The sequence below is a fragment of the Rhizobium sp. 01T437 genome (genome assembly GCF_056398505.1).
Map to the genome: position 1 here is coordinate 584693 of NZ_JBFTPM010000006.1, position 13451 is coordinate 598143.

At 57.8% G+C, this 13451-nt stretch carries 10 protein-coding genes; 6 read left to right on the top strand and 4 right to left on the bottom strand.

Annotation, left to right across the window (positions count from 1 at the left end):
* Positions 1–548: 548 nt before the first annotated feature.
* From AC1DM5_RS15960 to AC1DM5_RS15985, 6 genes are all read left to right on the top strand, one after another.
* Positions 549–1553, top strand: a complete 1005-nt coding sequence (locus AC1DM5_RS15960; protein ID WP_477824149.1) for a fibrinogen-binding protein — start codon at positions 549–551, stop codon at positions 1551–1553.
* Positions 1554–1689: 136 nt separating this feature from the next.
* Positions 1690–3741 (top strand): hypothetical protein, encoded by a 2052-nt coding sequence (locus AC1DM5_RS15965; protein ID WP_477975232.1) that lies wholly within the window; start codon positions 1690–1692, stop codon positions 3739–3741.
* 25 nt (positions 3742–3766) lie between these two features.
* Entirely contained in the window at positions 3767–6037 is a 2271-nt protein-coding gene (locus AC1DM5_RS15970; RefSeq protein ID WP_477824151.1) for a type I secretion system permease/ATPase, read from the top strand.
* Positions 6038–6042: 5 nt separating this feature from the next.
* Positions 6043–7392 carry an HlyD family type I secretion periplasmic adaptor subunit gene (locus AC1DM5_RS15975; protein ID WP_477824152.1) on the top strand — a complete coding sequence of 450 codons (1350 nt, stop codon included), beginning with the start codon at positions 6043–6045 and terminating at the stop codon, positions 7390–7392.
* Positions 7393–7472: 80 nt separating this feature from the next.
* Entirely contained in the window at positions 7473–7961 is a 489-nt protein-coding gene (locus AC1DM5_RS15980; protein WP_037100325.1) for a hypothetical protein, read from the top strand.
* Positions 7962–8071: 110 nt separating this feature from the next.
* On the top strand, positions 8072–9718 hold the full coding sequence (locus AC1DM5_RS15985; RefSeq protein WP_477824153.1) for a GNAT family N-acetyltransferase: 1647 nt from the start codon (positions 8072–8074) through the stop codon (positions 9716–9718).
* A gap of 76 nt (positions 9719–9794) precedes the next feature.
* On the opposite strand, the gene AC1DM5_RS15990 is transcribed toward AC1DM5_RS15985, so the two are convergent.
* From AC1DM5_RS15990 to AC1DM5_RS16005, 4 genes are read right to left on the bottom strand one after another with little or no spacing between them, the layout of a single operon-like run.
* A complete protein-coding gene (locus AC1DM5_RS15990; RefSeq protein ID WP_477975234.1) occupies positions 9795–10571 on the bottom strand; it encodes an anti-sigma factor family protein in 777 nt (258 codons plus the stop codon).
* A complete protein-coding gene (locus tag AC1DM5_RS15995; protein ID WP_477824155.1) occupies positions 10568–11095 on the bottom strand; it encodes an RNA polymerase sigma factor in 528 nt (175 codons plus the stop codon). Before AC1DM5_RS15995 ends, AC1DM5_RS15990 begins: the two co-directional genes overlap by 4 nt.
* A 60-nt stretch (positions 11096–11155) precedes the next feature.
* Entirely contained in the window at positions 11156–12613 is a 1458-nt protein-coding gene (locus tag AC1DM5_RS16000) for a YncE family protein (protein WP_477975236.1), read from the bottom strand.
* Between the two features lie 12 nt (positions 12614–12625).
* Positions 12626–13111: a DUF305 domain-containing protein gene (locus tag AC1DM5_RS16005; RefSeq protein ID WP_477824157.1), complete on the bottom strand. Its 486-nt coding sequence runs from the start codon at positions 13109–13111 to the stop codon at positions 12626–12628.
* Between the last annotated feature and the right edge of the window lie 340 nt (positions 13112–13451).

The following is a 13451-nucleotide window of genomic DNA, read 5'->3' on the forward strand; positions in this document are numbered from 1 at the left end:
AGACGATATTTCAAAATAAGACGGAGAACCTTTCGAGCTTAACTTCGCGATACCGCAATCAGTCGAACCCTCCGGATTCCGAGGTATGGGACGCCGTCCCGAATTCGCACACAGCCTTCTCCGAGCCGGCGATCCGGTATTGGCTTAGCTGGAGTATTGAACCGGACTTCAGATGCCTTAGCCCGAATTGATATCTATCGGGACCCAATTTTTTCCATCAATCTGTAAGGGTTGCCAAAGTGGCGACGTGAAAATCAAGTATCAGCATGTGTTTTTGATACTTGGTCTTCTTTCGAGGGAACTCAAAAAGAAGTTCGACTGCCTTGCTCGCGCTCATATCGAGTCCGGGACCGGATTTGTGCGTCTTTGTACTGAATAGGCACAATCCCAATACAGAATTTGGCCAACAAATCGCGATGAAGCTGCAGGTGAAAAGGTATCGAGTCCATCTGCCGATGTTAACACATTGGAGCAAGCGCGAGCAAAGATCCCATTTGAGATGAGAGGGACTTCGAAAGCTGCTCCAGTTTTTTTCTGGAGGAAACGTAATGCCTTATGATCCGAAGCCCGGTCCGCAGGGCTCAGACGACGACACCGTCAAGGTGGGCGCCCTGGCCGAAGGCCTTTCCAGCGCTATCAATTCAACCGAAATCGATGATGATTCCACAGGTTACGTCGGCGGCATCGCCAATGGTGACAATCGCAATAACACCGACAACAGCACGGACGTTGACGTCAAGGCCAACGTCGATCTCGATGTGAAGACCGACAACGGCGACAACCGCGATAACGACTACGACTGGAGCTACAAGTCGGACGACGACACGAACACCAAGACGACCACCATCAACGACAACGACACAACCACCACCACGAAGTCGGACTACGACTGGAGCTATGACGCCAAGTCGTACAGCGACGACGACGTTGACATCAAGACGATCACCGATAACGACACGACCACCAAGACCGATATCGACACCGACATCAAGACGGTCACGGATACCGACACCAAGACGACCACCAATAGCCACAATACGAGCGACAGCTTCAACAAGACGGACACGGACTTCGCCGTTATTGATGATGTCAAGGACTTCGGGAACCTCGGCGTAGCCGGCCACGACCTCACCTTCGACATCGGGGATGACTTCTCCTTCACCCTCAATATCGACAATATCCTCAACGGTTCACTGTCCGGCGAAGGCGCCGACTCAGTCTTCAGCACTGTCCAGGCAAACCATCTCGCAGACCAGGATCAGGCCTGGAACATCACGATGGAGAACGGCGGCGCTCAGAACCACCTGAGTGCGAATGCCGGCACGGCCCATGGTGCTGACGGCGTCGATATGGACGGCAAGGGCTGGGATCTCAAAGCAGGCGACGACGTCGCAGGCACTTCGACGGCAGATGCTTCCGCAATACTCGCCAATTCGGGCTTCCATATGGAACTCGTTCAGGGTGCGAACATGCTTAGCAATGCTGTGGACTCCAGTGTCATCGGCGGCAACTCACATGTTTCCGATGTCGGCGAAGATACAAGCGGACACTAACCTCCAAGACAAGAAAGGGCTGCACCGGCTTCTGCCGGTGCAGTTTGAATGCTTGCGTGCGAATTGACGAACAGCGCGGCTCCCTTAGAAGGATGTCGCATGGCCGGTCGTCTCTTCGATAAGGGAGGCCAAGGCAATGCAAATCGAGAAATTCTCAGAAATCATCGCCCATTTCATCGGCATATTCGAAACGACGACCGATGAGATGAGGCTGCGTGCGGGGCTGACGGAGGGTACGGGCCCTGCCGAAAATAATCCGGCGCTTGACGATCTGATCGCCAACACGCCCACCTTCGCCTCCGATCTCGCGCTCCAGGACTACGATCCTGATGTCAACTACAGAAGCGTCAGCTATGAGATCGTTTATGGGGGCGCGCGCCGCTTCGGCCGCCCCTTTGAGGAAAGCATCGAAAAGCTCTCCGAGATTGCCCACCGTGATGTGTCGTCGCTGCCCCGGTTCGGCAGCCCACAGGACATCGATATCGAAACCGAAGAAGAGCTGCAGGTTTTCGACGGCCCGGGCTCGGTGATCCGCTTCACCACACAGGTCAACATTCTCTACGACGACGATTATCTCGATATGACTGGTGGCAATCATGCCCCGCGCGATACGAGTTTCGTCGTCGAGAAACTGGCGGAATTCAGCGCCAAGGCCGAGATTTTCTCTCCCTTTTCCAACCTGCATCGGACCGACACCCTAGAGGGGGTCAAGCAGATCGCCGGGGATATGGAAACCTACATCCAGGGAGTAAGGGATTCCGGCCAGACATCGATCGGAGCGGGCGAGCCGCCGGCAGACAATCCGAACGATCAGGCACATGATTTCGTGCTGGCGGGTGACGAGATCACCGGAGCCTATATGAACGGCAAGCACATTTCCGAGATTCCGGCGCTCGACGACCTGTTGCCGGATCGGGGGCTCGCCAAACTGCCTGAAGAACCCGACGAAACCCAGACATCCGTCGAACAGCATGACCCGGCTGGAAACAGCCTGGAGGTCACCGCGGGCGCAAATCTCGTCGCCAACATTGCATCCGTCGTCAACACGGCAGTGATCTCTTCCGTGACCGCCGTCATGGGCGACTATCACCAGGTCGATGCGATCACCCAGGTCTATGTCTACAGCGACAATGACAGCATCGCCTCGGTATTCCATTCCTCAGCCGATGCAGCCGGCGTCACCGCCTACAATATTGCAAGCTTCGAACGGGACAGTTTCCAGTCAACACAACCGCAGACGACGGTCGATGCACATGGCGACCCCATCTTTCCGATGGCCTGGCGTGTCAGCGTCATCGAGGGCGACGTCTCCTTCGTGAACTGGATCGAACAATATCACTTCGTGACCGACAACGACACCATGACCGTCATGACGAGCGGGTCGGAAGCGACTGTTCTGACGGGCGGCAATACGACGCTGAATTTCTCGTCCTTCTTCCAAATGGGCCTGCAGTACGATCTGGTGATCGTCAGCGGAAATGTCTACGATATCAATAGCATCACGCAGATTTCACTTCTCTACGACAACGACTGGGCCCGCGCCGAAGACGGTGTAGACGATGGTGCCACCATCCAGTCAGGCAACAATCTCATCTGGAATCTTGCGGCGATCCACAATGTTGGAACCAACGACCGCTTCGAGACCATGCCCGACTATATGCACGAGGCAGAGAAGGGGATCCAGGAGCGCGATCCGACAATGCCCGAGGGCTTGTCCACCGATTCCAATTTCCAGGGCTATGTCGGCCTGAATGTTCTCTACATCACAGGCAATCTCTACGACATGACGATCATCAAGCAGGTCGCGGTGCTCGGAGATTCCGACGACGTGACCCAGGCTGCAGCCGAGCTTCTGAAGAACAACCAGGACGCCGTGATCACGATCGATACGGGCAGCAATACCGTCGCCAATATCGCTGAAATCGTCGATTACGACAGCTTCGGCAACACCACCTATGTTGCCGGTCACCTCTATTCCGACGCCATTCTCATCCAGGGCGGTATCATAGAACACGATACCACCCAGCCCGAGACGGCAGGCGAAAGGCTTGCCAATGAAGTCATCGCCTTTCTCGATGACGATAGCCCCCAAGGCGCGGACAGCGGCGATGGCATCATCAACGGCGGGCATGATCTTTCATGGTCCTCTGCTCACCCCTCAGATGTAATGCAAGCCGTGGTCGCGTGACCTGCGTATCTTGGGAGAGACCGCGATGAATCAGATTTCAAAACAGATTTTTGCAAATGGCAGCGCGATCGATCTGCGTGGCGAAAAGCCATCCTCTACGGCGGCAAATCCTCAGGATTTTCTGACGGAGGCCTGCGTTTCGGCGATCGACGATGCGGTGGACCATCTTCGCCAGCTGACGCGCAAAGTGTCTTCCTATCCCGATGAAGTCGAGGCTGTCGCTGAAGAGAAGGTGGATGACGTGCAAACCGTGATGCCGACCGAACAACCTACAAGGCAGCTTTCCGGCCATGACATACCCGTCGTCAATGTCGTGGAACCGGAGACAAAGCCGCAGCCAGCTGAAGAACTGCTGGCGGCGCCCGTCATCGAGGCCCGGCGGATGCCTGGTGACACCGACGAGCTCAAGGCCAAGCCGGATATTCCCTTTGCCAAGACGATCGATGGCGACACCGGTCCGGTGAAGGAAAATGAGCGCCGCCTGCGCACAGGCGACGGCGGCGGGGGCGGCAAGGAACCGGATTTCGGCGGCGGCGGGGGCGGTGGTGGCGGCGGAAACAGCGGCTTCCACAAGCGCAGCGAGCCGGTGAATTTCGCTTTGAGCCTTGCGCGAGGCATCGCGGTTATCAGGCGCAATCTTGCGATCGTGATGGTCTTCACGATCGCGATCAACGTGCTCCTGCTGGCGATCCCGCTCTACCTCTTCCAGATTTCCGACCGTGTCCTGACCAGCCGCTCCATCGACACGTTGGTGATGCTTTCCATCGTGGTGGTGGGCGCCGTCCTCTTACAGGCCTTCCTGGATTCTGTCCGGCGCTTCATCCTGATGCGGACTGCCGTGGAACTGGAAGTCCAGCTGGGCGCACCGATCCTCAGTGCGGCCGCTCGCGCCTCGCTGCATGGAAGCGGCAAGGATTACCAGATCCTGCAGGACCTTCAGTCTCTCCGCAGCTTTTTGACTTCAGGAACGCTGATTGCTTTCCTCGACGCGCCGCTGATGCCGCTCTTCGTGATCGTCGTCTACCTGGTGCATCCGCATCTCGGCATCATCATTATGGTCTGCTGCGCGGTGCTGTTTCTGATCGCCTTCCTGAACCAGAAGTTCACGGCCAAACAGTTCGCCGAATCCAACAGCTATCTCAGCCGCGCGAATTTCCATCTCGATTCCATGTCGCGGAATTCGCAGATCATCAACGCGCTGGCGATGATCCCCGAAGCGGTGAAGATGTGGGGGCGGGAAACCGCCGGCTCGCTGAAATCCCACGTCCAGGCGCAAGATCGCAACATCATCTTCACCGGCATTTCCAAGGCCTGCCGCATGATCACGCAGGTCGGGCTTCTCGGCTGGGGCGCGCATCTGTCGCTGTCCGGAGAGCTGACGGGCGGCATGGTCATCGCAGCCTCAATCATTTCCGGCCGCGCGCTGGCGCCGATTGAAGGAGCAATCGAAGGCTGGCATCAGTTCAACCGATCGGCCGCAGCCTATGGCCGCATCAAGAACCTGCTGCTGGCTTCACCGCTCAACTTTCCGCGGCTGCGCCTTCCCAATCCGGAAGGCAGGCTCGATGTGGAGCGGATCCTGTTCGTTCCGCCGCCGCAGAAGAAGGTGATCCTGAACGGCATCTCCTTCTCGCTGAAGAAGGGTGAATCGCTGGCGATCATCGGCAATTCCGGTTCCGGCAAGACGACGCTCGGCAAGATGCTGGTGGGCTCGATCCTGCCGACCTCCGGCAATGTGCGCCTCGACCTCATGGATCTGCGCAATTGGGACCAGCGGCAGTTCGGCGAAAGCATCGGCTATCTGCCGCAGGATGTGCAGCTCTTCCCAGGCACCATCAAGGCCAATATCTGCCGCATGCGCGATGACGTCGAAGACCGGCAGATCTATGAGGCCGCCGTCCTTGCCGACGTGCATGAGTTGATCGCCAGTTTCCCACAGGGCTATGAGACCGTCGTCGCGTCCGATGGCGCGCCGCTTTCGGGTGGCCAGAAGCAGCGCATCGCACTGGCGCGCGCCTTCTTCGGCGATCCCAAATTCGTCGTGCTCGACGAGCCCAACTCCAATCTCGACACCCAGGGCGAAGCCGCGCTCGCAAAAGCGCTGATCCACGCCAAGAAACAGGGCATCACGACAGTTACGATCACGCAACGCCCTGCACTTCTGCAGTGCGTGGACAAGATCATGGTGCTCAAGGACGGCACGGTCGCCATGTTCGGCGAGCGAGTGGAAGTCCTGCAGGCAATATCCAAGGGCAATGGCCGAACTGGCCAACAGTCACCGCGTATCGAAGGATGAAGGCCATGGGAAAGAAGAAGCAGGAATCCAGCGGCCCGGTGCAGCTCGAATGGTATAGCGAAGTGCCGCGCTCCATCCGTTTGCACAGCTTTGTCGGCCTGGCTGTCCTCTTCTGCTCGTTCGGCGGTTTCGGATACTGGGGGGCAACCGCGCCACTTGCCTCCGCCATCATCGCCCAGGGAAGCTTCGTGGCAACCGGCAACAACAAGGTCGTCCAGCACCTTGAAGGCGGCATAATCAAGGAAATGCTCGTCAGCGAAGGCGAAAGCGTCAAGGAGGGCGACGTCCTGGTGACTCTCGACCAAACAGCCGCCCTGACCAACGAGCGGATGCTGACGCTGAGGCGGCTGCGTCTGGAAGCAGTTGTTGGACGCCTGAGGGCCGAAGCACAGGGATCGCGTGAGTTCAAGCTTCCTGATATCGTCATGGCAGAGGCGAGTGACCCCGATATCAACGCCATCATCCAGAGCCAGAACATCGTCTTCCGCAGCAAGCAGGTCAAACTCGAGGAGCAGCTCAACCTTATCGAGAAGAACATCAAGTCGCTGGAATACCGCTTCGAAGGCTACAAGGGCCAGCGAGAGTCCTTCGAACGGCAACTGGCGCTACTCTCGGACGAGCGGGACTCCAAGGAACGGCTCGTCAAGGTCGGCTATATGCGCAAGACCGACCTTCTGGCCATCGAGCGCGCCATTGCCGATGCGATGGGCGATATTTCGCGCCTGAACGGAGAGCTCAACGAGAGCGAGGCGGAAATCGCCAAATTCCGTCAGGAAGCGGTCATCGCCGTCAACTCCAACAAGCAGGCAGCGCTTGACGCGCTGGAGACCGCCGAATCCGACCTCGACAGCGTGCGTCAACAGCTGCACGAAGCTGCCGGCGTTCTGGAGCGTACGGTCATCCGTTCGCCGGTGACTGGTACCGTTGTGCGCTCCTACTACCACACCGCCGGCGGCGTCATCACCACCGGAAAACCGATCATGGAAATCCTGCCGGCCCACGTGCCGCTGATCCTGGAGGCGCAGGTATTGCGTACCTCCATCGATCAGCTTCACGAAGGGCAGACGGCGGCAATCCGCCTGACCGCCCTCAACAGGCGCACCACGCCGGTTCTGGAAGGCAAGGTCTTCTATGTTTCGGCCGACTCCATTGAGGAAAATGCCGGCCTGTCCGTGAAGGACGTGTACATCGTGCGCGTACAGATCCCGGACTCGGAAATTGCCCGCGTTCACAACTTCCATCCGGTTCCCGGCATGCCTGCTGAAGTGCTGATCCAGAGTTCGGAGCGCACATTCTTCGAATATCTGAGCAAGCCGATCGCCGACAGCATGTCACGCGCGTTCAAGGAGCGTTAAGCGCAGAAATGGCCGAAGCATTTATCGAAATGATCTGATATAGTCCATGTATTATCAGAGTTGAACCGAGGGATTTCAGCATGCCGGCTATGTCCGATGTCTTATTGAATGTTGGACGATTAAACTATGTCTGGACGAATACAGAAAGCCTGCTGATCTATATTATCGCCCACCTTCTCAAGGTGGAGAAGGAGGCGGCGATCGTGGTCTTCCTGACGCTTAATACGACACGCGCGCGCATAGATCTCGTCGAGCGGCTCGCAAAGCTTCCTTCGACGCCGGCTGCGGACCGCAAGGCCGTTCTCTCGGCCATGTCGCGCCTGAAGAAGGAATCGAAGATGCGCAACAAATACAATCACTGCATCTATTCCTTCGACGAGAAGGGTGAAATCTCCAGCACGCAACTCATGCGCCTGGTCGAGGACGATAAGGAAATCCGCTACGGAAAGATCGAACAGATGGATGACCGGGAATTGGAGCTTCTGGAAAAATCGATTGGCGAGATCGTCAATATCAGCAAGGCACTCTGGGCTTTCATCCATGCAAGTCCACGGATTGTCGCGCTCTAGTATTGTCGGCCGAGAACGGCTGCTTTGGGCTAATCCGATTTCGTCTCAGGGAATCACCCGGACGGTGACTGGAATTTCCCGAATTAGGTATGGAGTATTGGGAGGGGGGCATGCGCATCGATGTCATTGATACCATCGCCGGTTTTGACGCCGTTCGCGACAACTGGGATCAGGTCTATCGGGACGATCCAGACGCCCAACATTTCCTCTCCTGGACATGGCTCAGAGACTTTCTTGGGCACCGTGGCCGCTGGTTCGTGCTGGCGCTGCGCGAGCGGGAGCCGAATGCTCCCTATGTCGCCTTTTTGCCGCTGAGATTGCTCACGAAATTCGATGAGCAGTGCGGGCTTTTCTACGATGAAATCGTCATGGGCGGGAATTATTCGGCTGACTATACCGGCCTCATCGTTATGCCCGGTTACGAGCAAAAAGCCATCGCCGGCTTTGCCGCTTATCTCAAACAGCAGAACTGGACGCATCTCAGGCTGGAGCATTTCAGCGGGCCGCCGGAACGGCGGGAGAAGATGATCCTGGCGCTGCAGGGGCCGCTTGTCATGTTTCGCGACAACGCGCCCACCAGCCATGACAATATCGACAATACGATCTGCCCGGTCGTCTCGTTGCCTGCAAGCTGGGATGACTATCTGGAGCAGAAGATGAGCAGTCAGACGCGCCAGAAGCTGCGCCGCTTCCTGCGCAAGCTCGATGGCAATGACGGCTACCGAATCACGATGGCAACGCCCGAGACCATTGACCGCGACCTCACTATTCTTTTCGATTTCTGGCGCACGCGATGGACGGAGCGCAAAGGACCGGAGCGGACAGAGCGGCTCATCAATTCCACGCGTGAAATGCTGATGGACTGCTTCAAGAGCGGCACGCTCGACGTCCCGGTCTTCTGGTTCGGCGAGCAGCCGCTCGGCGCCCTCGCCAATATCATCGACCACCCGAAAAAGACGATCCTTTTCTATATCACCGGTCGTGACGAGAACTGGAAAACGCCATCTCCCGGTCTGGTTCTGCATGGATATTGCATCCGCCGGGCGATCGAAGACGGCTTCCGGTTCTATGATTTCCTGCGTGGAAACGAATCTTACAAATATGTCTTCGGCGCTGACGAGCGGCGGATCAGCTATACGCTCTTCAGGACCCGCGACGGACGCAATCTCGGCGGCGTTCTGCATCCGCGTAGCGTCAACTATGTCTACGAGCAGGCACTCGAAATGTATCGAAAGGGTGAGAAGGGAAAAGCCGAGATCGTCTTCGCCCAGGTTCTGCAATCCTCGCCGGGCCATGTCGGTGCCGAATTTGGCCTTGCCAACCTGCTCTTCGACCGAGGAAAGCTGACCGAAGCCCTTGCCGCCTATCAGTCGCTGCTGGAGCGCACCGCCGAGCCGCTGCCGATTGCACTTCGCCTTGGAGATGCGCAACTGGCGCTGAAACTCTATGAGGATGCAGCCGTAACTTTCCGTCGCATCGGCGAGCAGGCGCCCCATGTAGTGCAGGCGCGCTACAAGGAAGGTGTCGCCCTCATCGCAACACGCCGCCTTACGCAAGCCGAGACGGTCCTCGCGGCGATCCAGGATATCCATACCGACGATCCGGCTGCCATTCCCTATACCGAGCTTGCTTCCGTGGCGCTTGAGCGTCTACGTCAGCATAATGCGGCATTGGCAGCCGATGAACAGATTCCTGAAGGCATAATGGGATTGCCTGGAAAGCGCGGCGGCGAGAAACGCCGCCCCCGCATGCACTAAAGCCTTTGTTTTCCGCATGTGGTTACCGCAAAACCGCCGCACACTTTTGCGCGACACGCTTTAGGTCTGACAGAGCTCAGGCCCCGGTTTCAGTCTGGTGCCTGATATCATCGGCGAGCGGATGCAAAGTATCGGCTGGCAGGGCGCCGACGAGGCTGTACCCCATGCCGCCGGACGCCCAGCTCCAGCCCTCAACATTGCCCTGCGCATGCGGCGCCATGGGTTTGTTCTGATCGGCGAGCATTGGCCGCGTCAGCATGACGAGACGCGTTCCCCGATCATCATCATACATCAGCATCAATCCGGCGCCATGCGACGTCGAGATCATCCTGCCGCCCATCAGACGATAGCCCGACTTGGAAAGATCCGGCAGCACCGGCTTGCGGCCCATGCGTTCCGTCGCCCAGTCGACGAGTTCGGTCATATTGTCGGCACGGAGCTCGACCGGCCTCACCCTGTCGGGCGCGTAAGTGGCGAAGCTGTTGGCAGCTTCATCAGCCAGCGCTACCATGCCCTCGCCTGGCTGCCGGTACATGCCATGCAGCATCCAGCCACTGGAGCCGCCGGCGACGAGAAGAACGACAGCGGCAGCCGCCATACGCCAGAAGGGCAGCCGGCCTTGCTTGGGCACCTCCAGCAGGTGGCTTATGTTTAGCCGGYTCGGGATTGGTTCTTCTGCGACAAAGTTGAGCGCAGCCCGCAAATCAAGCCGCTGCCTGCCGTAGCTGTCGATTCGCGCGGCGATTTCGGGATGGGTTTCAAGATAGACGGAAACTTCGGCTTCACGCGCCTCGTCCAGCGCACCGTCCACAAAACCGTGAAGATCATCCTCGGTGATCGGTTTTACGCTCATTTTATTCTCCGAAGATGGGCGGCTGGCCCCTGTGTTGCCTGCCCCGAGTTCTCCAATATCTGCCGTAGCCGCTCACGCGCCCGCGACAGGCGCGACATGACGGTGCCGATCGGGATAGCCAGAACTTCCGCTGTCTGCGAATAGGACAGATCCTCGACCGATACCAGCAGCAGGACGCTGCGCTGCTCCTCGGGAAGTTTCTCCAGCGCCTGAATGATATCGCGACGCATCAGATTATCTTCCTGTGTCGGTTGCCGGGCAAAGGCACTTTCGTCCACCTTCTCAAAGGGCAGATGTTCGCCACGGCGTGCGGTCTGTTTCAAGCGGTTGACCGCCAGATTGTGAAGGATAGCGAAGATCCAGGTGCGCGGATCGTCATTTCGGCGATGATGCCAATGGGCAATAACCCGCTCCAGGCAATCCTGAACGAGATCGTCGGCCGCCGTTGCATCCTTCAGCAATCCGCGGGCGTAGCGGCGGAGCGCCGGGATCATCGGTTCGACAAGCTGCAGAATGTCACTCATGAGGCTTACCTTCAGGAGCTTTCGCCCGCCACCCTATCACAGGCGGCGGGCGGAAGAGATTTACTTCGCTTCGATCTGGACGACTTCGCCGGACCCTTTATCTCCGGCCGCGGTGATAACGAGATAGCGGCGCTCGGCCTTCTCTCTGGTCTGGACGATCTGCCTGATGGGGCCGACGGCATTGACGATCGCCGAGCCGGCCGGGTTCGTCATGAATGACGCCAGAGGCTGAAGATCGCCAGTACCATCAGCCCGCGTGGAGAGCGCAAGAATGTAAGGCTTCTTGGGCTCCAGCCCCGTCACGGATGCCTGCAACACCTGTGACAGACCCTGATCGAAAAGAGAGACACTCGTTGGTGCAACGCCATCCTGCTTTGCCTTAGGCGCGTGCAAGGCAAGATGCGCTACCTGGCCAGCGACGCCGAGCGGTTGGAGGTTCTGCATGCCGTCGCCCTCAGGGACTGCATTGGGGACATAGTTGACGGCCTGCGGTGCCTGGCCGATCGGTATCGTAGCGATCACCTTGTTTGTCAGTGTATCGATCGCTGCCAGCGCATCGGCGTTTTCGAGACCCACATAAACGCGCGTGCCATCGCCTGATGGCCAGACGCCGTGCGGAAGATTGCCGACGGGAATTGTCGCGACCTGTTCGAAATTATCCGTGCGATAGACCTTCACCTCGTTAAGGCCACCAACGGAGATATAGGCAAATTCGCCGTTGGCGTTGTGAACGATGTTGACGTGATTGGTGATCGGCCCGGTATCGATCGTCCTGATGAGATCAAAGGGGGCCTCGGCGTCGAAGACCTGCGTCTTGCCGATATCCTTCAGAGTAAACCAGACCTGCTTGCCATCAGGCGTCGCCGCAATGTTCGGGCAGAAGGGGCTTTCCTGCTTGATGTGGCCGACGATCTGGTGATCGGCGACGGAAACGACGACGGTCTCGGGATTGAACGAGGAACAGATGTAGCCGTATCTGCCGTCCGGCGAGAAGATCTGCATGCCTGGGCCTGCCGGCACCTTGATCTGCAGTTTCTCCTCATAGGTATGCGCATCGATGACGGAGATGTAATCCTCTCCGCGAACGGTGACCCAGACTTCGTTGCCATCAGGCGTAAAGAATGCCTCATGCGGCGAGCGGCCCACATAGGTGGTGTGCTTTGCGGCATTGGTCGCTGTGTCGATGAACGTCACCGAATTCGAGCCGATCGAAACAACAGCCAATGTCTTGTGGTCGGGTGAAAAGCCCATACCGTGGACCAGGACCTGCCCACGATAGAGCGGGCTGAGATTGCCCGGCTGCGGATCGCCGAGACGGATGACGCCGAGCAATTTGTTGGTGGATGGATCGGTGACCGAAACCGTATTGGAGAATTGTTCGGCCGCGTAGACGCGATCCTTGCTGCTGATCGGGATATCCAGGTCAGAGGCCGCACCCGGCGCTTGGCCGGCAAAGCTCGCTGATGGCACCAGCATCGTGCCGGCAAGCAGGCTGAGGGCGAGAAGGCTAGACTTCATGACAGGGTCCTTTCAATTGCCCATTTTCATGTTCGGATCCATGGCCGGCATCATCGACATGCCGGCGCCGGAAGAGACGGAGTTTTGCGGGGAAACTTGTGTCGGTGCCGGCTCCGAAGGCGGAAGAGGATCGCCGAGAGCCAGCCGCATCGCGGCGATTTCCTGCTGTTGATCGACGATGATTTCCTGGGCAATGCGCTTAAGCTGCTCATTGCTGCCATAACGCAGATAGGCCTGCGCCATATCGATCGCGCCCTGATGATGAGGGATCATCATCTCGACGAAATCCCTGCTAACGTCGCCTGTCGGCTTGACCGCCATGCCGTTCATCATCTTCGCCATGACTGCATCGTTTTCCGTCAGGAACGGCGTCTCGTCGGTAACCGCGGAGGTGGTCTGTTCATGCGATGCTGGATCGTCCGCAAAAGCGGAAACGGACAGGATCACCAAGATCGATGCCGCCAGCGGAAGGGATCTTTTTCGGGGAAAGACGTTCATGCGGGCTCCTTGTTTTGCAGAGCGGGTTCATGAACGTGGACAACGGAGCTGCCGATTTATTCCGCCTAGCTGCGGTTTTTCCGAGGATCAGATAATTTTTGCGTTGTGGCGGGCTGCGGCGGCTAAAGACGATGGGCGTGGCCGCTTCTCGCGACAATAAAAAAGCCCGCTTTGCGGGCGGGCTTGTTTAATTGGTTTTGTGTGCGGGCATTGCTGTTCAATAGTTTGATTTAAGCTAGCTCCGACAATCAGAGCTGGGCGATGCAAGTCCCTCTGTAGACATACGAAAGCCCTCCGAGATGGAGGGCTTTTTCGTTTTGATCTCTGCGCGGGCATGATT

Coding starts and splice junctions, on each gene's coding strand:
- AC1DM5_RS15995 (WP_477824155.1), bottom strand. CDS start 11,095: ATGAGTGACATTCTGCAGCTTGTCGAACCGATGATCCCGGCGCTCCGC.
- AC1DM5_RS16005 (WP_477824157.1), bottom strand. CDS start 13,111: ATGAACGTCTTTCCCCGAAAAAGATCCCTTCCGCTGGCGGCATCGATC.
- AC1DM5_RS15965 (WP_477975232.1), top strand. CDS start 1,690: ATGCAAATCGAGAAATTCTCAGAAATCATCGCCCATTTCATCGGCATA.
- AC1DM5_RS15970 (WP_477824151.1), top strand. CDS start 3,767: ATGAATCAGATTTCAAAACAGATTTTTGCAAATGGCAGCGCGATCGAT.
- AC1DM5_RS15960 (WP_477824149.1), top strand. CDS start 549: ATGCCTTATGATCCGAAGCCCGGTCCGCAGGGCTCAGACGACGACACC.
- AC1DM5_RS15975 (WP_477824152.1), top strand. CDS start 6,043: ATGGGAAAGAAGAAGCAGGAATCCAGCGGCCCGGTGCAGCTCGAATGG.
- AC1DM5_RS15985 (WP_477824153.1), top strand. CDS start 8,072: ATGCGCATCGATGTCATTGATACCATCGCCGGTTTTGACGCCGTTCGC.
- AC1DM5_RS16000 (WP_477975236.1), bottom strand. CDS start 12,613: ATGAAGTCTAGCCTTCTCGCCCTCAGCCTGCTTGCCGGCACGATGCTG.
- AC1DM5_RS15980 (WP_037100325.1), top strand. CDS start 7,473: ATGCCGGCTATGTCCGATGTCTTATTGAATGTTGGACGATTAAACTAT.